The 19,069-nt window shown below is 63.3% G+C and carries 17 protein-coding genes; 10 read left to right on the forward strand and 7 right to left on the reverse strand.

Going from position 1 to position 19,069, the window contains the following annotated elements; translation table 11 throughout:
- Window positions 1-64 precede the first annotated feature (64 nt).
- The 7 genes from ACIQ17_RS18530 (at window position 65) to ACIQ17_RS18560 (ending at window position 6,977) form a co-directional block, all read left to right on the forward strand.
- Window positions 65-805: an ABC transporter ATP-binding protein gene (locus ACIQ17_RS18530; protein WP_398470532.1), complete on the forward strand. Its 741-nt coding sequence runs from the start codon at window positions 65-67 to the stop codon at window positions 803-805.
- Window positions 806-822: 17 nt separating this feature from the next.
- Window positions 823-1,941 carry a cobalamin-independent methionine synthase II family protein gene (locus tag ACIQ17_RS18535; RefSeq protein ID WP_398470533.1) on the forward strand — a complete coding sequence of 373 codons (1,119 nt, stop codon included), beginning with the start codon at window positions 823-825 and terminating at the stop codon, window positions 1,939-1,941.
- A gap of 162 nt (window positions 1,942-2,103) precedes the next feature.
- The gene (locus ACIQ17_RS18540; protein WP_398470534.1) at window positions 2,104-2,862 is read left to right on the forward strand and encodes an FkbM family methyltransferase; all 759 of its coding nucleotides are present in this window, start codon (window positions 2,104-2,106) and stop codon (window positions 2,860-2,862) included.
- 154 nt (window positions 2,863-3,016) lie between these two features.
- Entirely contained in the window at window positions 3,017-3,874 is an 858-nt protein-coding gene (locus ACIQ17_RS18545) for a hypothetical protein (protein ID WP_398470535.1), read from the forward strand.
- Between the two features lie 25 nt (window positions 3,875-3,899).
- Complete coding sequence (locus ACIQ17_RS18550; protein ID WP_398470536.1) at window positions 3,900-4,163, forward strand: acyl carrier protein; 264 nt, start codon at window positions 3,900-3,902, stop codon at window positions 4,161-4,163.
- A complete protein-coding gene (locus ACIQ17_RS18555) occupies window positions 4,160-5,695 on the forward strand; it encodes an AMP-binding protein (RefSeq protein ID WP_398470537.1) in 1,536 nt (511 codons plus the stop codon). Before ACIQ17_RS18550 ends, ACIQ17_RS18555 begins: the two co-directional genes overlap by 4 nt.
- Window positions 5,685-6,977 (forward strand): type III PLP-dependent enzyme, encoded by a 1,293-nt coding sequence (locus tag ACIQ17_RS18560; protein ID WP_398470538.1) that lies wholly within the window; start codon window positions 5,685-5,687, stop codon window positions 6,975-6,977. Before ACIQ17_RS18555 ends, ACIQ17_RS18560 begins: the two co-directional genes overlap by 11 nt.
- On the opposite strand, the gene ACIQ17_RS18565 is transcribed toward ACIQ17_RS18560, so the two are convergent.
- The 4 genes from ACIQ17_RS18565 to ACIQ17_RS18580 form a co-directional block, all read right to left on the reverse strand.
- Window positions 6,961-8,112, reverse strand: a complete 1,152-nt coding sequence (locus ACIQ17_RS18565) for a GNAT family N-acetyltransferase (protein WP_398470539.1) — start codon at window positions 8,110-8,112, stop codon at window positions 6,961-6,963. The two genes, ACIQ17_RS18560 and ACIQ17_RS18565, sit on opposite strands and share 17 nt — an antisense overlap.
- The gene (locus ACIQ17_RS18570; protein ID WP_398470540.1) at window positions 8,109-9,050 is read right to left on the reverse strand and encodes a hypothetical protein; all 942 of its coding nucleotides are present in this window, start codon (window positions 9,048-9,050) and stop codon (window positions 8,109-8,111) included. The genes ACIQ17_RS18565 and ACIQ17_RS18570 overlap by 4 nt, the downstream gene beginning before the upstream one ends.
- A gap of 224 nt (window positions 9,051-9,274) precedes the next feature.
- Window positions 9,275-10,711, reverse strand: coding sequence for a polysaccharide biosynthesis C-terminal domain-containing protein (locus ACIQ17_RS18575; protein WP_398470541.1), 1,437 nt, complete (start codon window positions 10,709-10,711; stop codon window positions 9,275-9,277).
- Window positions 10,712-10,738: 27 nt separating this feature from the next.
- The gene (locus tag ACIQ17_RS18580; RefSeq protein WP_398470542.1) at window positions 10,739-11,647 is read right to left on the reverse strand and encodes a DUF6492 family protein; all 909 of its coding nucleotides are present in this window, start codon (window positions 11,645-11,647) and stop codon (window positions 10,739-10,741) included.
- Window positions 11,648-11,801: 154 nt separating this feature from the next.
- Here ACIQ17_RS18580 and ACIQ17_RS18585 point away from each other — a divergent pair, with 154 nt between their 5' ends.
- Window positions 11,802-12,983, forward strand: coding sequence for a hypothetical protein (locus ACIQ17_RS18585; RefSeq protein WP_398470543.1), 1,182 nt, complete (start codon window positions 11,802-11,804; stop codon window positions 12,981-12,983).
- On the opposite strand, the gene ACIQ17_RS18590 is transcribed toward ACIQ17_RS18585, so the two are convergent.
- Window positions 12,980-14,305 (reverse strand): O-antigen ligase family protein, encoded by a 1,326-nt coding sequence (locus ACIQ17_RS18590; protein WP_398470544.1) that lies wholly within the window; start codon window positions 14,303-14,305, stop codon window positions 12,980-12,982. The two genes, ACIQ17_RS18585 and ACIQ17_RS18590, sit on opposite strands and share 4 nt — an antisense overlap.
- Before the next feature lie 4 nt (window positions 14,306-14,309).
- A complete protein-coding gene (locus ACIQ17_RS18595) occupies window positions 14,310-15,275 on the reverse strand; it encodes a glycosyltransferase family 2 protein (protein ID WP_398470545.1) in 966 nt (321 codons plus the stop codon).
- Window positions 15,276-15,592: 317 nt separating this feature from the next.
- On the opposite strand from ACIQ17_RS18595, the gene ACIQ17_RS18600 reads away from it, so the two are divergent.
- Both ACIQ17_RS18600 and ACIQ17_RS18605 read left to right on the forward strand, forming a co-directional pair.
- Window positions 15,593-16,333, forward strand: coding sequence for a polysaccharide deacetylase family protein (locus tag ACIQ17_RS18600; RefSeq protein ID WP_398470546.1), 741 nt, complete (start codon window positions 15,593-15,595; stop codon window positions 16,331-16,333).
- A 133-nt stretch (window positions 16,334-16,466) separates the two neighbouring features.
- On the forward strand, window positions 16,467-18,713 hold the full coding sequence (locus ACIQ17_RS18605; RefSeq protein ID WP_398470547.1) for an exopolysaccharide transport family protein: 2,247 nt from the start codon (window positions 16,467-16,469) through the stop codon (window positions 18,711-18,713).
- Window positions 18,714-18,719: 6 nt separating this feature from the next.
- On the opposite strand, the gene ACIQ17_RS18610 is transcribed toward ACIQ17_RS18605, so the two are convergent.
- On the reverse strand, window positions 18,720-19,069 hold a 350-nt coding region (locus ACIQ17_RS18610; RefSeq protein WP_398470548.1), incomplete at its 5' end, for a WecB/TagA/CpsF family glycosyltransferase.

The raw sequence follows: 19,069 nt of genomic DNA on the forward strand, positions 1-19,069 counted from the left end.
GGCGCGCCGGATGATGTGGCACGCGATCTGCAGGTGAAGGGGGTCTATCTGGGCGAGGGCGCCGATGTCTGAGCTCCTCGCCGTCACCGATCTGCGCGCTGGCTATGGCGAGGCTGTGGTCATTCCGAAGATGACACTGTCGCTCGGTGAAGGGCAGGTGCTGGCGCTGCTTGGGCGGAACGGTACCGGCAAGACGACATTGATCAATTCCATCGTCGGTGTGACGCGCCGTTTCAGCGGCGCGGTCAAGGTCGGCGGCAAGGATTTTACCACGCTCCGTGCCGACCAGCGCGCCCGCGGCGGTATCGGCTGGGTGCCGCAGGAGCGCAACATTTTTCGCTCGCTCACGGTGGAAGAGAACATGACGGCCGTGGCGCAGCCGGGCAGCTGGACCGTCAAGAAGGTCTACGAGATGTTTCCGCGCCTCCAAGAGCGCAAGAACAATTTTGGCAACCAGCTCTCCGGCGGCGAGCAGCAGATGCTGGCGGTCGGTCGCGCGCTGGTGCTCAATCCGAAAGTGCTGCTGCTCGATGAGCCGACCGAAGGTCTGGCACCCATCATCGTCGAGGAACTGCTGGCCGCCATCGGCAAAATTTCGCGGACATCAGGCATCTGTTCCATCATCGTGGAACAGAATGCGCGAAAGATTTTGAGCCTCGCCGACCGCGTCGTGATACTGGAACGTGGCACGATCGTGCATGATGCCAGCAGTGAGGCGCTGAAGGCCGATCCAGCGGTGCTCGATCATTTCCTCGGTGTCGCTGGCGCCGCGGCGGACAAGAACAAACATCCATCTGCCAACTGATCATCTGGGAGTATCACATGCAGAGAACAAAAGCCCCGTTCCGCGCCGACGAAGTCGGCAGCCTGTTGCGTCCGGCCTCGATCAAGGAAGCGCGCGCCAAGCTTGAAAAGGGCGAGATCACCGCCGCCGATCTGCGCAAGGTCGAGGATCTCGAAATCGAGAAGGTGGTGCATCGCCAGGCGTCCGTCGGCCTCAAGCTCGCCACCGACGGTGAATTCCGCCGCTCATGGTGGCACTTCGATTTCCTTGCCAAGCTGACCGGCTGCGAGCTCTATCACCCCGACACCGGCATCCAGTTCACCGGCGTCGAGACGCGTCATGACTCGGTGCGTGTGATCGGCAAGCTGGATTTCCCCGACGATCATCCGATGCTCGACCACTTCCGCTTCCTCAAGAAGCATGCGGACATCGCTGGCGTCGCGGCAAAGATGACCATCCCGTCACCCGCGGTGCTGCATTTCCGCGGTGGCCGCAAGGCGATCTCCAAGGACGTCTATCCGGATATCGAAGTCTTCTTCGAGGATCTCGCGAAGACATATCGCAAGGCCGTGAAGGCGTTCTATGACGCCGGCTGCCGCTATCTGCAGTTCGATGACACCGTCTGGGCCTATCTCTGCTCGGAGGATGAGCTCAACAAGGTCCGTGCCCGCGGCGAGGATGCCGACAACCTGCAGCAGATCTATTCGCGCATCATCAATTACGCGATCGCGGAGCGACCCGCCGACATGGTGATCACCACGCATGTGTGCCGCGGCAATTTCCGCTCCACCTGGATTTCCTCGGGCGGCTACGAACCGGTCGCCGAAACGCTGCTCGCCGGCACCAATTACGACGGCTACTTCCTGGAATACGATTCCGACCGTGCCGGCGGCTTCGAGCCGCTGCGCTTCCTGCCGAAAGGCAACAAGGTCGTCGTGGTCGGCGTCATCACGTCGAAATTCGGCGAGCTGGAGAAGAAGGAAGACATCCTGGCCCGCATGGGCGAAGCCGCGAAGTTCGCTCCGCTGGAGCAGTTGGCCGTGTCGCCGCAATGCGGCTTCGCCTCGACGGAAGAAGGCAATATCCTCAGCGAAGACGAGCAGTGGGCGAAGCTGAAGCTGGCGGTGGATGTCGCCAACGAATTGTGGGGCAAATAATACCTTCAGTCGCTGCAAGCGTCCGAGGGAGCATGGATCGCCATGCTCCCTTTTTCTTTGGCGGCTAGGAATTGATAAGGATACCGATCGACCTTTGTTGCAGACATTGGCGGGGCGGGACATCACTGGCATCTGTTCGTCAGCGTCCAGCCTGGAACGACCATGCTCCGATCGATCGCCGCCCAATCGCTTTCCGCGCGTCAGAAGTCCCGGCTTCGCAATGTCGTCGCCCGGTTCGGCGGCTATCGCATGCGCCGGGTCGAGGCGGTGGTCGATCAGCTTATCCGTGAGGATGGCGCGCGCAGCTTCCTGCAGATCGGCGCCAATGACGGCTACATGTCGGATCCGCTCAATCTGGCGATCTTCCGCCACGGGCTGCGCGGCAGTTTCGTCGAGCCACAGCCGAATTATTTTCGCGAGCTGCAGAACACCTATCGGGGCCTGCGCGGCCTGCGTTATGTCCAGAAGGCCATCGCCAACGCGCCCGGCCGGATGACCATGTTCTCGCTGGATTGCTCCTCCGGCAAGCTGCCGGGATGGGCGCGCGGCGTCGGCACGCTGTCGGCCGAGCAGATCCGCAAATTCGGCGACCAGATCCCCGATATCGAATCCTATATCCGCTCGCAGGAGGTCACCTGCTGCACGGTGTCGGACTTGCTCGGTGAGCTCGATGAGCGCGATCCGGACATCGTGGTCGTCGATGCCGAAGGCTTCGATCATGCCATTTTGTCGCAGTTCGATTTCGCGCAGCTTGCCACCAAGCTGGTGATCTATGAGACCGAAAGCATGGACGAGCGCGATATCACTGCGCTTGCCACCCTGTTCGATCGCTGCGGTTTTGCGTTGTTCGCCGCGGGCCAGGACACGCTTGCCATCCGCAAGACCACGCATACTTGCGCGTCGATGGCCGGGCAGGACTGATAGCAAAGCGATTTCGTCGATCGAGGTCTGGGTTCCTTTACGTTAAATTCCATTTTCACGCTTTTGCACGCGCTCATTAGTCAAATCTGATCCTGCCCGGCTGTATCTATATGCCGCGGCCAATGCTGGCCCGTCCGAACAACCGGTGGAATCCATGGCTTCTCTCGACCTGTGTCCGATCGACGACAGCAATGTCGACGTCGCCACGTCGATGCTGCTGCGTGGATTTCCAGAGCGCGGCCGGAGCTTCTGGTCGCAGGGTCTTCAGCGAATCTTAACCATGCATGATCCGGTTCGGCATCCGCCGATCGGCTATCTCATGGCTGTCGACGGCGAGACTGCAGGTGTGGTGCTCACCATTCCGAGCCAGCGGCACGATGCCGATGGCACCATCGATGTGGTGCATCTCGCCGCCTGGTACATGGACGAGCCGCATCGCTGGCTCGCGGCGCGGATGATGAAGAAGGTCGTCGCTGCCGCAAACACCGTGTTTTTCGATCTGACACCGAATCCCGCCGCGCAGGTGATCAATCGCCGGCTGGGTTTCGAGTTGTTGGATGAAGGCTTTCTGATCTATCTGCTGCCGGTCACGGCGCTGCGCTTCGGCGGCACCGCCGAAGTTCTGTCGCTGGCGCAGGCTTCGCCACGTCTTTCAGCGCAGGACGCGCAACTTCTGCAGCAGCATCACGCGCTCGGCTGCATCACGGGCGCCTTGCGACAGGGCAAGGTCCTCACGCCGATCATCTTCGCGCCCATGCAGCGGCGCGGGCTGCCGGGCGCAAGGCTGATCCGTGCGCAGTCCAAGCAGCTCGTGACCGACAATCTCGGTGCCATCTCCCGCTTCCTGCTGCGACAAAAAGCACTCTTCCTTCGTGTCGATGTGACTCGCAATGACTCCGCTGCCGGTAGTTTCGCAGCCAAGTGGAGCGAGCCGACCTATCTCAAGGGATCGCGCGGCAGCGCCGAGGTCGATCTCGCTTATTCTGAATTCGTATTTCTCGGCACGTCGTAACGTGCCTCAGATACTGGAGAGACCATTGACCACGGAAGCCATCACGGATGCGAGCGCCACAGGCGAGGCGATCATCCACTATCTGCAGGAGCGTTTCCCGCTGCTCGGCACCGTCACCCTCGATACGCCGCTGCTGGGCAGCGCGGCGATCGACTCGCTCGGCTTTCTCGAAGTCGTAACTTTCCTCGAAGAGCGTTTCCGCCTCGCCCTGGATGACGAGGATTTCGATGCCGAGAACCTGCAGAATCCCGCAAGCCTGGTAGCGCTGGTTCAGCGCAAACAGTCGTGACCCGCCCTCCTTATCTCCTTCATCACCTGCTCGACGGCATCGCCGACGAGGCGCGCACCGCAGTCATCGATGGTGCGCGGACGCAGAGCTATGGCGAATTGCTGCGTCATGCGCAGGGCTGTGCCGATGCCTTGCTCGCCCATGGCCTGCTGCCGGGCGAGCGCGTCGCCATCGCGCTGCCGAAGAGCATCGAGGAATGCTGGTCGATCTTCGGCGTCAGCATCGCGTCCGGCGTGTTCGTGCCGGTCAATGCGCTCCTCAAGCCGGCGCAGGTCCGTCATATCGTGTCGGATTGCACAGCCAGTATCGTCATCACCAACCGCGCCAGCCTCGACGCTACGCGCGAAGCCTTGCAAGATGTGGCCGTCAAGGCGATCCTGTGTGTCGAGGACATCGCACCACGTACGGTAGCGGTCACAGCGAGCAAGCGCGAACCCGCGCTCGGCGAAGACCTCGCGGCGATCCTCTATACGTCCGGCTCCACTGGTCGTCCCAAGGGCGTGATGCTCAGCCATCGCAATCTTCTCGCGGGCTCGCGCATCGTCATTGAGTATCTGGGGATCACCGAGCGGGAACGCATCCTGTCGATCCTGCCGTTCAGCTTCGATTACGGCCTCAATCAGTTCCTCACGGTAGTGCAGCAGCGCGCCGTGATCGTGTTGTTCAGCTTCCGTCTCGGTGACGAAATCGTCCGCGCGATCCAGCAGCATGCGATCACCGGCCTCGCCGGTGTGCCGACGATCTGGGCCATCCTGACCAAGGCGGCGCCATCGCTGACGCGCACCCAGCTGCCAACGCTGCGCTACATCACCAATTCCGGCGGCGCCGTTCCGTCGGAGACAACGAAGCGCCTGCGCGAACTCATTCCCGATACCAGCATCTTCCTGATGTACGGCTTGACCGAAGCCTTTCGCTCCACCTTCCTGCCGCCCGACCAGGTCGATATCCGACCGACTTCCATCGGCCGTGCGATTCCCGAATGCGAAATCTTTGCGGTCACGAGCGATGGCCAGCGTGCGAAACCCGGGGAGCCCGGCATTCTCGTCCATCGCGGGCCGACGGTGTCGCTCGGTTACTGGAACAGGCCGGAAGATACCGCGAAAGTGCTGCGCCCGAATCCGTTCGTGCCTGCCGTCCTGGGCGGCGACACGGTCTGTTATTCCGGCGATCTCGTGGTCGAGGACGAAGAGGGCTATTTCAGCTTTGTCGGCCGCGCCGATGCGATGATCAAGTCGTCGGGCTATCGGATCAGTCCGTCGGAGGTCGAGGAGGTCCTGATGGCCACCGGCAGCCTCAAACAGGTGGCTGTGATCGGTCTGCCGGATCCTCTGGCCGGGCAGAAAGTGCATGCGGTCGCGGTCGCGCGCGACAGCGCTTCGGACCCGGTCATGATCCTGCAAGCCGTTTCGCAGCAGCTGCCGGCCTTCATGGTTCCGCGTGCCATCGAATTCGTCGATGCATTGCCGACCACGCCGAATGGCAAGATCGACTATCCCTTGCTGGCGCAGCAGCGGGGCAAACATGCCGGCTGAACCGATGGCGGCAACGCTCGCCGAGACGCTGGTCGCGCGTCAGTTCAAGGTGGCGGGCGCAGATCTGCATGCCGGTGGCTTGCCGATCCGCGAGCTAGCCGCGCGCCATGGCACGCCGCTGTTCATCTATGATGGCGGCGTCATGCGCGCGAGCTATCGGGCCCTGGCCCAGGCGCTCGGTGGCTTCGCCCACATCCATTACTCGGTGAAAGCCAATCCGGCCCCAGCCGTCATCGCCTTGTTCGCGTCGGAAGGCGCCGATGTCGAGATTGCATCCATCGGCGAATACCGCGCGGCCCGCGCTGCCGGTGTCGGGCCGGAGCGGGTGCTGTTCGCAGGCCCGGCCAAGCGCGTCTCCGAGCTTGAAGCGGTGATCGCCGAGGGGATCGGTGAAATTCACGTCGAGAGCTATGAGGAAATTGCGCGCGTCGCGGCGATCGGTGATCGGCTCGGCACGCCGGTGCGCGTCTCGATCCGGGTCAATCCAGTGGCTGCAGCACAAGGCGGCGCCATGCGGATGGGCGGCAAGCCGGCGCCATTCGGCTTCGACGAGGAAGATCTGGAGAATGTCGTTGCTGCCGTAAAGGCGCAACGGTCGTTGGATCTGCGCGGCGTTCATCTGTTCGCTGGCACGCAGATCCTTGATGCCGATGTTCTGCTGTCGCAATGGCGGCACGCGATCGACGTCGCTGGCCGCGTGGCTGTCATGGCCGACACACCGCTCAAGACCATCGATCTCGGTGGCGGTCTCGGGATTCCATATTTCCAGGGCGACGGGACGCTCGATCTGGCGAAGATCGCGCAGGCCGTTCCCGATTTGCTGCAGCTGCTCCGCAGCCATCCCTTGCTTGCCGAAGCACGTCCGGTCGTCGAGCCCGGCCGATTTCTCGCCGGGCCGGGCGGCATCTATGTGATGGCGGTGAACGCGTCCAAGCTGTCGCGCGGCACCCGCTTTCTGGTCACCGATGGCGGCATGCATCATCATCTCGCCGCGTCGGGCAATCTCGGACAAGTCATCAAGCGCGATTATCCCATCGTCGCGCCGGCCCGGATGGATGTCAGTGACAAGTCTGCTGCGACTGTTGTCGGACCACTGTGCACGCCGCTGGACACGCTCGCGCGCAAGACCGACTTGCCGGCTCTCGTGGCAGATGACCTGATCGCGGTGTTGCAGTCGGGGGCTTATGGCAAGAGCGCGAGCCCATCCGGCTTTCTCAGCCAGCCCGGTGCCGGGGAAATTCTCGTCGAGAACGGCAGCGTGACGGTTATTGCTGCGGCCTGAGAGCCGCAGCCCGTACTTGCACCGACTTCATCATTGACCACACGGCCAGCATCAGGCGTCCGCGCCGGTTGACGGGGGCAATGAGGTCGAACAGCGGGACAGGCGACACGCCGAAGCGGCGCTTGTAGTCGTAACTGCCGACGCTGAAGTCGAAGTTGCGCGTACCGTCGTGATGCAGCGCTGCCATTGTGTGGTCGATGATCAGGCGTCCAGGCGAGCATTTGCTCCAGATCCCGCCTGCATTGCTGATGCGCACCATCAGATAGGATGCTTCGATGCAGATTCCGAGCAATGTAGCGACGATGGTCTCGCCGCAGGTCAATGCCGTGAGCACCACATAGCCATCTTCAAGACCGCGCGTGATCAGGTCGCGGTGAAAGTCGGATGTGCTCTTGTCGTCGAGCGAGTACTCTTGTCCCATCTCGCGCATGCGTGCGCTCTGTTGCACCTCGAGCGTCGCGAAGACGTGCAGCGCGCGGGCGAGATCGGTGATCCGCTCGAAACGTGCGCCCTCGTGTTTCGTGAACACCCGCCAGCTGCGTTCGAGTTCCTTGCGGAACGTCCGCTCGCGAGCAAGGCGATGGTCTTCGTAGGATTCCGGAATCTGGAGATGATGCCCGGTAATTTCGCATGACTGCGCGGCAGGGTGTGCAACCAGCGGGTTGGCGAGATGTCCGATGAAGGCTGGCATCTTGGTGAAGCGGACCACGTCGCAACTACGGGCCGCCAATGCGTGTCGCACCGCGCCCCAGAAAGCGTCCGGGTCGATCGCCTGATCGTCGGTCAACGACGCGAGCATCGGTGCATTGTAGTCGGCCCCCCCGGCGAACTCGGCGATCCGCGCGTGGTGCTGAGAGCGCATCACAAGCGGAAGGATGGCCAATACGCGGTGCTGCTGTCCGTCCCTGACGATGGCAATCAGTGGTGTGCAGCCGGAGGCGTTGCGGTGGACATCATACCACGCGCCAAGCCAGTGCGCGTGCTGGAACGGCGTCATCTGCGCTGTCGCGAGATCCTCGCGCAGACGCAATGCCGCCTCGTTCCAGTCACTCGCCAACTCAACCGTGTAATGCGATGTCGCACGCCGGATCACTTGTGATCCGGCGCCGGCAACGATTCCGGCCGCATCACTCATGCAGCGTCGGCCGTCTTTGGCAGATCGACAATGCTGCCGATCTTGGTGTCGTCGAGCTTGAAATCCACCGACTGGCGGCGCGTGCGTTCCTTGCTCAGCCAGGCGCCGTTGCGCAACGCGCGCTGGATCACACGCTTGGCGAAATAGGATGGACCGGAGATCGCGCGGCTCTTGGCACGATAGCCGAATTTGTGACGCAGCAGGCCATTGGTGAAGTTCAGCATCTGCAACCGGCGGATCTGTTCGTCGGTATAGGAGATGGTCATCGAGATATTGACCGTGTCGAGATTCTCGACGCGATGCGGCGCGTTCAGCGGCCAGTGCAGCATCTGGCCGGGCTTGAAGTCGTAGACCTGCGCATGGCGATCGTACCAGCTCTCGAAGGGCATATCGACCTCGACGCCGAACAGCGCGATGTCTTCGAGATGCTCAGGCGTGAGGAATGGCGGGGTGGTGGGATAAAGATAGACGCGCTTGCTGCCCATGATCTGGATCAGGCCCTGGCCGGGCAGGTCGGCGTGATAATAGACCTGCGCCTTCGGCGAGGAGATCAGGATGCCGGCCGTATGTTCAGGCGCACCGAAGCCGGGGACATGGCCGTTGATCTCGCTGAACAGCTGCTGCACCACTTCGCGATAGCGGCGATCGACCTTGGTGACATTGCGCAGGTTCAGCCACAGCGTGCCGTTGTCGATGGCGTCGATGATCTGCAGGCCGCTAAGGCCGCCGAAATCACCTTCGCGCCAGACGCGGCGGGTTTCGCGCGGACCGGTCTGAATCAGGTTGTAGTGTTCGCGGGGATAGGCCTCGATCAGTTCGGCGAGCGCCTGCCGCGAAAACAGCGGCGACCGATGCAGATTATGATTGATCAGGAGCGGCTGGTGCCCCCAGAGCAATGCGTTGTTGTCGTCCCAATCCACCAGGATCTGGTCGGTCATGGTCCTGTTCTCCGATCCCCTGAAATTACTGATGGCGTCGATCAAATCGGATCTGGCGCAGTCCATCCGGTTCCATCCGTGGACGGCCGGAAGATACTCTTGCAACCTTGCAAATGAAGGGGCGATCCCGCTTCCGCCCGGCGATTTCGCGCATAAGGTTACCGGAAGATGGTGTCGATGAGCGAAAGGTGGTTACCGGCTGCGCGCGGGTCGATACCCCTCGATCAGGGCGTCGGTCGCAGCTTCATTTTCGTGATTGCACGGCTCAGCTTGGCGCGGATTTCGGCGACATCGAGTGCCCAGCAGATGCACAGATAGATCAACGCGCCCAGCGGGACGAGCACCGCAACGGCAACCTTGTCGCCATTCCGGAACAGCGGATCGACCAATGCAATGCCGATGGCCATGGCGGCAACCGCACAGGCGACTTTCGCGCATTTCATCAGCGGGAATGGCAGGATGAATGCCTGGCGCACCAGCCACAATGCGCTGAGCAGGCTGACGATCTCCGCGGCCACGCGTCCCCAGGCGGCGCCGACCACGCCAAAGGCATCGATCAGGAAGTAGGACAGGATCGTGCCCAGCACGAAGGTGATCACCGAATTGATCAGGTAGAATCGGTTCTGGCTGGAGAGGAAGAAGCTGATGTGCAGATATTGCTGCACGAAGACCTGGAAGATCACCGCCAGCGACACGATCGGGATGATGCTGGCGCCCACCGCGCGAAACTCCTCGCCCAGCACGAGATTGGCGATGCGCGGCGCCAGCATTGCAAAGCCGATGCAGCAGGGCAGGGTGATGGCCAGCAGCAGCTCGAGGCAGTTGCGCAGATGCGCCTGGGTTGCTTCCTTGCCCTCATTGGCCAGCAGCTTGACCGCGATGGGGACGAAAGCGGAGGCAGCGCTGATGGCGGGAATGATCAGCGCCTGACGCGCCAGATCCACCGACGCGCCATACTGGCCGGCGGCGCCGGAGCCGGCGAGATAGGCGACGATGAAGCGATCGGTGACGGTGGCGAGGGCCAGCAGTCCGATCGAGAAGGTCAGCGGCATCCCCCAGGCGATGAAATGCAGCAGCCGCGCCTGCGAAAAATCAATCCTGCTGCGGCCCCAGACATCGCGACCCACCAGCAGCGCGGCAATGGTGTAGGCGAGCGCGCCGGACAGCAGCAGCGCATGACCGTCGCCACCGACATAGAGCACACCGCAGCCGAGCAGGGTCACCAGCACCGCGCGGCCGAGGGTGGCATAGAGCACCTGCTGCGTCTGCTGGCGCGCGCGGAGCAGCTCGACGCTGAGCTCGTAGAAGCCGACGCAGATCGCGAACACGATGCCTGCGGGCACAGCCTTCAGGTCGTAGGCCATGACATGCGCGACGATCAGCGCGATGACTGGTAGCGGCAGGCTGACAAAGACGAAGCCGGTGATGACGGTGGCACGCATGTCGGTGCCGTCGGCGCGCGCCTCGTTGCGGGCGATCACCTGCCGCAGCCAGGTGAACAGGATGGCGCCAAGCACCGCCGCCAGCGCCATGCCGATGATGTAGACGCCATATTCGGCCGGCGTCATCATGCGGGTGAAGACCACGACATTCAGCAGGCCGAACGCCGCCGAGGCGGCGTTGGCGATGAAGTAGACCGAGGTTTGCTTGACCAGCGACAATGCCGTGCGTCCGTTCCCCTCGCACCGCTAGGCAGCGGCGCGCGACCCCGAGGCGTGATGCGCCTCAAGCGCCGCACGGATATCGCCGATCGGCGTCGTGTTGAACGACTGGATGCACAGCGACACCTGCTTCGGTGGCGCGTTCTCCAGCATCCGGATGATGGCGTTGCGGCTCAGCGGATCGGCGTCCCAATGGGTGCAGGCAAAGCTCTCGGTCGTGATCTCCGCGGCGGTGCGCAGCGTCTCGTCGCCCATGACGAAGCAGCCATAGGTCATGTATTCCGAGAAATGGCGCGCCTGGCACAGCGCTTCCGCCCAGTCGCGCTTCGTCACGGTCTCGATCCGCGCGATCATTGCCTGCACGATGCGGCGGTCCCAGATCACGATCTGGTCGATGAAATCATCAGCGGGAAAATGCGGTGCGGGCAGTCCGAGCACGCGGCAGGCCGTCGCGGTCCAGGTCTTGTGGTTGGCATGGTCGTCATCGACACGGCCATGGTCGACGCGCAGGATCACCGGTTGCGGCGGCGCGAGCGTGGACACGTCAAACGGCCGGAAGAACGCATTGTCGGAATCGATCAGGCAGTAGCGGTCTTCCGGCAGCACCGCAGCGGCCTTGATCTTGACCAGCTGTTGGGTGTGCCAGCCGCGCACCGGTTTGGCGCGGAACGACCAGAAATAGCGCCGACGCCGCCAGCGCAGCAGCGGGATCTCGTGCAGCCAGTTCGGAAGGAGTTCAGAAGCGCGCATCACCACCCGGCGCCCGCCGTGGAAACGCTCGAACAGCGCATAGTCCTCGTCATGGACGATGACATAGTGGCGCTCGAACGATGTCACGAAGCGATCGACGCTCTCGAACAGCAGGACCGAACGTTCGTAATCGCCGCGATAGGTCGGCGTGATCAGGGAGACGCTGCCTGGTGTGTTGCTGGACATGGATTTCTTAACTGTCGTCTGCCAAACAAAAGCGAGCGCATTGACGTACCGCTGATGTCTCTGCTCTCGTCGTCGCAGTGACCGATCCGTTGTGCCTCACGCGCAGTTTCAACTGTATTTCTTTCCGCTCGAATTTCCGCTGCATCACCTGTCAATGGTTCTCATGGTTAAGGCGCTCTTTACCAATCGCACCGACCTGACGGCGACAGCCGACGCCGCGGACCTCGATACGCGGGCGAGTGATGCGGTCATGGCGCGGCAGGTGATCTGCCTCGGCGCCGGCGCGGAGATGCAATGCGGAGTCGGGCATTTCACGCAAGGTCTGTCGGACCAGCTCGAGCGGCTGGAGCCCGGCCTGCGCGTCGATGTCAGTTTTACCCGCAGCGGCGGCACGCTCGGTGAATTCTGGCGCGCCCTGCGCAATGCGCGCAGCGTTACCTGCAATTTTCCCATCGTCAGCTGGAAACGCGTCATCCTGCGGCCGCTGGTCGCCATGGCGCTGGCGCGGCTGCGTGGACGGCGTGTCGTCGTCTTGCAGCACGAATGGGACTCGCTGCATCTCGCCCGGCGTCTGACCTATATCCCCGCGCTGCTGGTCGCCAGCCGCATCATTGTGTTCTCGCCGCAGGTGAAGCAACAGATCGCGGCCGATCCTGTGATCGGCTGGCTCGCATCCCGCTGCGTCCTTGCGCCGCTGCCACCTAACATCGCGGCGCCGTCCAGCGTCGCGGATTCGCCGCTGCGCCAGCGTCTGATCGCCGCGAAGCGCGAGGGGCGGCTGATCGTCGGGCATTTCGGTTCGATCTATCCCGGCAAGCAACCGGAAGCGGTGCTGGCCGTCGCGGCCGCTCTCAAGCGCCGCGGCGTCGATCCGCTGCTGGTCTACATCGGCTCCTTCATTCGCGGCACCGATCGCGTCGAGGAGCTGTTTCATGAACGCGCGGCAGCGCTGGGCTTGCAGATGCAGCGCGACGTCATCGTCAGCGGCTTCGTCGCCTCCGATGCCGAATTGTTCGGCCTTTTCGAACAGGTCGATGCCTTCTGTTACAGCCTGAGCGAAGGGCTCACCGCGCGCCGCGCCAGCATCATCGCTGTTGCACAGTCCGGTCGCCCGATCGTGGTCACGGCCCCGGAGGATGCGCATGAGTTCGATCATCATCCGCGCTTCCGCGAATTGATCGCGCGCGGCGCCATCGTGCTGGTGCCGCGCGATGCGGGTGACGATGCCTATGCGGATGCAATCATCGCTGCCGCAAAATCCACCGGCGATGCGCAGAAATTTGATTTCGATGGCTGGTGGCGCGATACGGCGCAGGCTGTTTACGCGGAGCTCTAGCTGCGCTGCCGCAAGCGAAAGCGCGACAGGTAATGCAGGCCGGCGACGGCGATGACGAACAGGAACCAGATCGGGTTCTGCTTGTCGAGCAGGAACGTCTCCATCGTCGAGAGATAGACGCCGAACAGCCATACGGTGAGAAAGAAATGCGCCAGCGGCTGGTCCTGCGCGCTGTGCTGGATGCGATGGAAATTGCGCAGTGGCACATAAAGCAGCACCGCGAGCGCCAGCAGCAGGCCGGGCAGGCCGATGGTCAGCGCCAGTTCGAGATAGCCGTTATGGCTGTGCGACGCGTCCTGAGCCCATTCGAAGGCGGAGCCGATCGAGGTCTGGTTGGCCGGATTTTGCCAGAACGCGCCATAGCCATAGCCAAGGATCGGCCGCGCGGCGAAGCCGGTGAGGGCGAATTCCCAGATGCCGGTGCGGCCCGTAAACGACGTGTCGATCGGCAGCGTCGCGATCAGGCCCGCGATCGCGGGGCTTGCCGCGGAGCCAACGGTGAGCACGTTCATCAGCAACACCGGAATGAAGCAGAGCACGCATTTCGCCCAGAAGCTCCGCAGCCGCACCACGACCTGCACCAGCAGCAGAATGCCGATGCAGAATCCCGAGGAGCTCTTGCCGCCGGAATTCAGCAGGAACAGCGCAGCGGCGGTGGCGATGAGCCAGCCCGTGATCGTGAGTTCGGTGCGGATGAGATAGAGGCCGAGATAGAGCAGGATCGCCATCACGGGGGCGGCGATGTTCTTGTGCGAGAAGGCGCCGCGCCAGTCGCCGTTGAGATTGGCTTCCACCGCGTCGCGCGACGAATGGATCGCATAATCCGGGATGAGCAGGATGCCGAGATAGCAGATCGCCAGCAGCAGTCCGGCCGCGATTGCGAGGCACAGATTGAGCTGCGCACGGCTCGCTGGCAGCAGCGGCATCATGAAGGCGAGCGCGGTGACGCTTGCCGTGAGCATGAAGCGCTGCAGCGACAGCCCTGGCAGATGCGAGGCCAGGATGTTCAGGCCCATCCAGCAGATGAAGGCGACGTTCACACGTGTGCCGAGTGAGCGCAGGGCGGGCATGCTGTCGCTCGCGCAGAGCGAAACCGCGAGCAGCGCCAGTGCGCCGAAGGTGAGATAGGTCAGCGCGAGCGTGCCGCTGACGATCTCTGTCAGCTCCTGATTGCGCAGATTGGCGAAAGGCTCGAAGGTCAGCCAGATCAGCAGCAGCGCACCGATCACCAGGGCGCAGCGCAGGGCTTCGGTTACACTGGCCTGCACCGGCAGGCTTGTGCCGTGCGGTCGCAGCAGATGATCGGAGCCGCTGATGGCCATCGCGTCAGGCCAACTTGGCTTTATAGGGCTGCGGCTCGATGCCGACAGCAGCGAGCGCGCCGCCGACGGCCACCGCGACTGGGTGCATGGCGATCAGCAGCTTGCGCTCGCGCAACGCAATGCGGGCGGCGCGCCATAGCGACAGCGGCAGCGTCGCCATCACCCGCATCAGCAGCACCGTGCGCTGCAGGGGCGTGCGGGTCACCTTGGCGCGGATCTGGAAGTTGATCGCACCGATGCGCAACCCGCGCGCGGCAAGCCAGCCCGGCTGCGTACGCGTCTCGGGGACGGTTTCCGTAATCACGGCGTCGGCGGCCCAGTAGAATGTGAGCCCCGCACGCTGGCTGCGCGTGAAGAAATCGGTGTCGCCGCCGCCAAGGAAGTTGAAACGCAAATCGAAGCTTGGCTGCGCCAGTGTCGCGAAGACGCGGCGGCGGATGAGGCAGTTGCCGCTGCCATAGATGATGGCCACCGGTCCGCTCGCTACATAGGCAGGACGGAAGGCGGGATGGCGGCTGAGGTCGTCTTTGCTGGCGTCGTCGAATTGCGGGAACACCGGACCGCCGACAATGTCGGCATCACTTCGCTGGGCGGCATCGACCATCGCCTGCAGCCAGGTGGGTGCCGCGATCTCATCATCGTCGATCATCAGGAGCATGGCCGCATCGGGAAACTGCGTCATCGCGGTTTCGAAGGCCGCATTGATCGCATGGCAGTTGCCCTGCTGCGGCTCGGTGATGCAGATGCCCGGGATATCAGAGCGTTCAAGAAAGCGCGTGGCCTCGGCAATGCTGGTGCGGCCCGCATCGTTCTCAACAATGACGATGCCGAACCGGTGCGATGTCTGTTGCTGCTGCAGCGACGCCAGCGTGCGGCGCAGATGCTCCGGGCGCCGGAAGGCAGGCACGCAGACCACGATCTCGATGCCAGGCTGTGCCGACGTGAAGATGATCTCGCGCAACTCGGTCATGCTCCGGCATCTCTCCGATGAGTTGTTCACTGGCTCGCTTTCGCGTCACGGCGAGCGCCGCGTGCAAGTTTACCGGGGCTGCTCTAAATCGGTGTTATCGCTGGGGCCGAGCGGGGCGTTTTGTCGCGTGCAGCAAAAGGCTTGGTTAAAAAGCCGTTAACCCACTGTTACTAGACATTGCTGGGCGGGTATCTTCCTGCCGCATCGGGCCTTATCGTACCATCATGTCGTCTCCGTCCTCCCGAACCGACGAATCATCGGCGCATCAGTGCGGTCGCACGACGATGCCGTCGTCCAGCGTCTGGCCGGTTGGGTTCGTGCCGAGAACGACGGCGCGGATTCAGAACCGGCTCGCGATGCATGTGCCGATCCGACGCGTGGCGATGACGAATACGCGCCCGATCGTCAGTTTCACATTCGATGACGTCCCGCGGAGCGCGGCGACGCTGGGCGCCGAGATCCTTCGTGACCATGACGCGCACGGGACATTCTATGTCGCGGGCCGTCTTGCGGGAGAGAACGAGGGGCCATGGCTGCACGCCTCGGTTCAGGAATTGCTGACGCTTCATCGGGCAGGTCACGAACTCGCCTGCCACACCTTCTCGCACAAGCACCTGTATGAACTCGGCGGCTCCGAATTCCGCGCTGAAGAAGATCGCAATGCGGAGTTCTTTCGTGCGCTGGATTCCGGCATCGTGCTACGGAACTTCGCCTATCCGTGGGGCGTCGCTGATTTCCGGCGCAAGCGGGAGCTCGCTCGTCGCTTCACGACCTGTCGCAGCGTGCTGCCCGGCATCAATCGCGGCATGATCGATCCGCATTTCCTTCACAGCATGCCGCTGGAGGAGGCGCATACGAATGTCGCCGCCGTCGATCACGCGCTGGATGAAGCGCGCGATGGCAATGGCTGGCTCATTTTCTACGCACATGAGGTCGGCACTGGTGGCGGCACATTCTGCTGCTCGCCGGCGCTGCTTCGCCATGCGCTGGCCGGCGCGCAGCGCCGTGGCATGCAGATCGCGAATATCGCGGAAGCAACCAGGCTCGCAGGTATTTAACTGAATATTTGCCATTCCCGGGCAAATTCGAAACCGCGTCATGGTTAATCATTGGTGACCCACTGGTGAATCCTTGACCTGCCGGGGAGTAGCTCCCCGCGTGCGCGTTGCGTTGAGGATCTGGGCGTGGCCGATGTTTACGTATGACGAGCCGGTGACCCGCGGGTCTGCAGGGCAACGAAGCGATCCGCCGGCTTCCGCCGCGCGTGCGTTCGACCTCGGCCATCTGATCCGTCTCCTGATGCGGCGTGCGCTCTGGATCGCCGGTGCAGCTTTGGCCTGCGCGGTGCTCGCGGTGATCATCGGCAAGAGCATGACGCCGAAATTCGCGGCCACTGCGCAGCTCTATGTCGATCCCCGCGAATTGCAGCTGGTCGAGCGCGAACTGACGCCGCGATCGCAGGATCAGTCCGGCCTTGCGATGGTGGTGGAAAGCCAGGTGCGGCTGATGACGTCGAGCAGCGTGCTCGAAAAGGTGGTCATCGATCTCAAGCTGAAGGATGATCCGGAATTCGGTGGCAAGTCGTCACTCGGCTTCATGACGCGCCTGTTCAGCTTCGGATCGGATCCGAAGAGCCGTGAAGCCGACGAGATGGCTGCGGCGCTCGATCTGCTGCGCCGGCATATCACCGTGAAGCGTACCGACCGCACCTTCATCGTCGACATCGAAGCGACGTCGCGGGATGCGGCCAAGTCGGCGATGCTGGCCAATGCCGTGGCCGATGCCTATCTTGTCGAGTCCCGCGAGTCCCAGGCCGCTGCCGCACGCCGCGCCACCGTGGATCTGTCCGGCCGCCTCAAGGAGCTGCAGGGGCGCCTTCGCACCGCGGAGAACAATCTCGCCGTCTACAAGGCGCAGAACAATTTCGTCGGCTCGCAGGATACTCAGGTCAGCGACCAGCAACTCCTGTCCAGCACCCAGCGCCTCGCCAATGCCCAGGCTGCGACGCTCGATGCGAAAGCGCGCTACAGCCAGATCGAGGCGAGCCGCAAGAATGCCAGCGACCCAGGCGCGATTCCCGAAGCGCTGCAGTCGCCGACCATCGCCAATCTGCGCACGCAATTCGCCGAAGCGCGGCGCAAGCAGGCGGAGCTGCTCGGTGAACTCGGCCCGCTGCATCCGGCGATCCGCATGGCTGACAAGCAGGTCGAGGATCTGCGTCGCACCATCAATGAAGAACTGGCCCGCTTCGCGCAGGCGGCGAAGAACGACATCACCCGCGCGCAGGATCTCGAAGCCTCGCTCACCAAGGCGCTCGACGGCCAGAAGCGGCAGAGCGCCGATCTCGGCACGGCATCGGTGAAGCTGCGCGAGCTCGAACGCGACGTCGAGGCCAACAGCGCGATCTATCAGTCCTTCCTCAAGCGCTCGCGCGAAACCGAGGAGCAGGAAAGCCTGAACACCTCGAATGCGCGTATCATCAGCGCTGCGACCACCCCGCAGCGGCGCATTTTTCCGCCGGGCATGAGCCTGCTCGCCATGGTCGGCTTTACGCTGGGCGCCATCACGGCCGCGGGCTGCATCATCCTGTTCGATCAGTTCGCGCCCGCCGGCGCGCCGCTGCCAGGATCGCGGCGGACGCGCGAACCCGCCAATGATCGCGAGGCATCGGTTGCGCCCGTCGTTTCTGCGCCCGTGCCGCAGGCTGCCCCGGTCGCCGTGCCGGCGCCTGTCGCCGTCGCCGCGATCCGCGAACCCGTTTATGTCCGCCTGCAGGAAGCCGATGTCCTGCGGACACTCAACGGCATCTTCCCGCTATCTGCCGCTGCAGACCTCGATCGCCTCGGCTGGCCCATGCTTCGTCCGGGTGCGGCCGCCGCGCGTTTCTCCGGGCTGGCCCTGCGCATGATGCAACTGGCAGCATCCGAGCCACAGCACGGACCGGTGACCATGGCGGCCATCGCGATCGGCTGCGATAGCGAGCGCACCACGGTGACACTCAATGTCGCGCTGGCTGCAGCCCGATCCGGAAAACGCGTGCTGGTGATCGATGCGGATCGCACCACGCAGGCGATCACGAAACGCCTGAACTCGCGCGGGCAGGCGAGTGCGTCGCCCGTTGCCTTCATGAGCGGAGTGGCGATTCAGAAGCTCGATGTTGCCAGCGGTGATCAGGCCGTGTGGACGGCACTGGAGACGGCACGCCGCGGCGGGCAATATGATCTGATCGTGCTGGATGGACCGTCCTTGCCGCCGACACCGGCAGATCGCCATGTGCTTGGCGCCGTGGATGGCCTGTTCGTCACCGTGCCCGATCACCGTCCGTCGAGCGAATACCTGCAGCAGATGAACGCCGTGCTGAATGGTGCGGAGCGCCGGCTGGCGGGCATCGTGTTCAGCGAACTCGGCGCCCAGGCGCAGCAGCGGCAGTCGGCCTGACGCTGCTCAGCGCGGATTGCGCAGCAACAGATAGATCGCCAGCGGATTGGTCTTGATGTAGCGCCAGCCGAGCCGGCGCGGCTCGATCATCACGCGCCACAGCCATTCCAGCCCGACCTTCTGCATCCACATCGGCGCGCGTGGATTGCGGCCGGCGAGGAAGTCGAACAGCCCGCCGGAGGTCTTGATCACGCCGACGGACGCCAGCCGCTGGCGGTGCCGCAGCACGAATTTCTGCTCATGCGGCACGCCCATCGAGACCCACAGGATATCCGGGCGCAGCGCGGCGATGGCGTCGCAGGCGGCGATCTCGTCTTCCGGGCCCGTGAAGTAACCATGCCGTGCGCCGACAATGT

It is taken from the genome of Tardiphaga sp., from assembly GCF_044340795.1.
GTDB lineage: Bacteria > Pseudomonadota > Alphaproteobacteria > Rhizobiales > Xanthobacteraceae > Tardiphaga.

Bases quoted from the DNA above. Each gene is read 5' to 3' on its own strand.
- ACIQ17_RS18530 (WP_398470532.1), top strand. From the start codon at position 65: ATGTCTGAGCTCCTCGCCGTCACCGATCTGCGCGCTGGCTATGGCGAG.
- ACIQ17_RS18535 (WP_398470533.1), top strand. From the start codon at position 823: ATGCAGAGAACAAAAGCCCCGTTCCGCGCCGACGAAGTCGGCAGCCTG.
- ACIQ17_RS18540 (WP_398470534.1), top strand. From the start codon at position 2,104: ATGCTCCGATCGATCGCCGCCCAATCGCTTTCCGCGCGTCAGAAGTCC.
- ACIQ17_RS18545 (WP_398470535.1), top strand. From the start codon at position 3,017: ATGGCTTCTCTCGACCTGTGTCCGATCGACGACAGCAATGTCGACGTC.
- ACIQ17_RS18560 (WP_398470538.1), top strand. From the start codon at position 5,685: ATGCCGGCTGAACCGATGGCGGCAACGCTCGCCGAGACGCTGGTCGCG.
- ACIQ17_RS18565 (WP_398470539.1), bottom strand. From the start codon at position 8,112: ATGAGTGATGCGGCCGGAATCGTTGCCGGCGCCGGATCACAAGTGATC.
- ACIQ17_RS18570 (WP_398470540.1), bottom strand. From the start codon at position 9,050: ATGACCGACCAGATCCTGGTGGATTGGGACGACAACAACGCATTGCTC.
- ACIQ17_RS18580 (WP_398470542.1), bottom strand. From the start codon at position 11,647: ATGTCCAGCAACACACCAGGCAGCGTCTCCCTGATCACGCCGACCTAT.
- ACIQ17_RS18585 (WP_398470543.1), top strand. From the start codon at position 11,802: ATGGTTCTCATGGTTAAGGCGCTCTTTACCAATCGCACCGACCTGACG.
- ACIQ17_RS18590 (WP_398470544.1), bottom strand. From the start codon at position 14,305: ATGGCCATCAGCGGCTCCGATCATCTGCTGCGACCGCACGGCACAAGC.
- ACIQ17_RS18595 (WP_398470545.1), bottom strand. From the start codon at position 15,275: ATGACCGAGTTGCGCGAGATCATCTTCACGTCGGCACAGCCTGGCATC.
- ACIQ17_RS18605 (WP_398470547.1), top strand. From the start codon at position 16,467: ATGTTTACGTATGACGAGCCGGTGACCCGCGGGTCTGCAGGGCAACGA.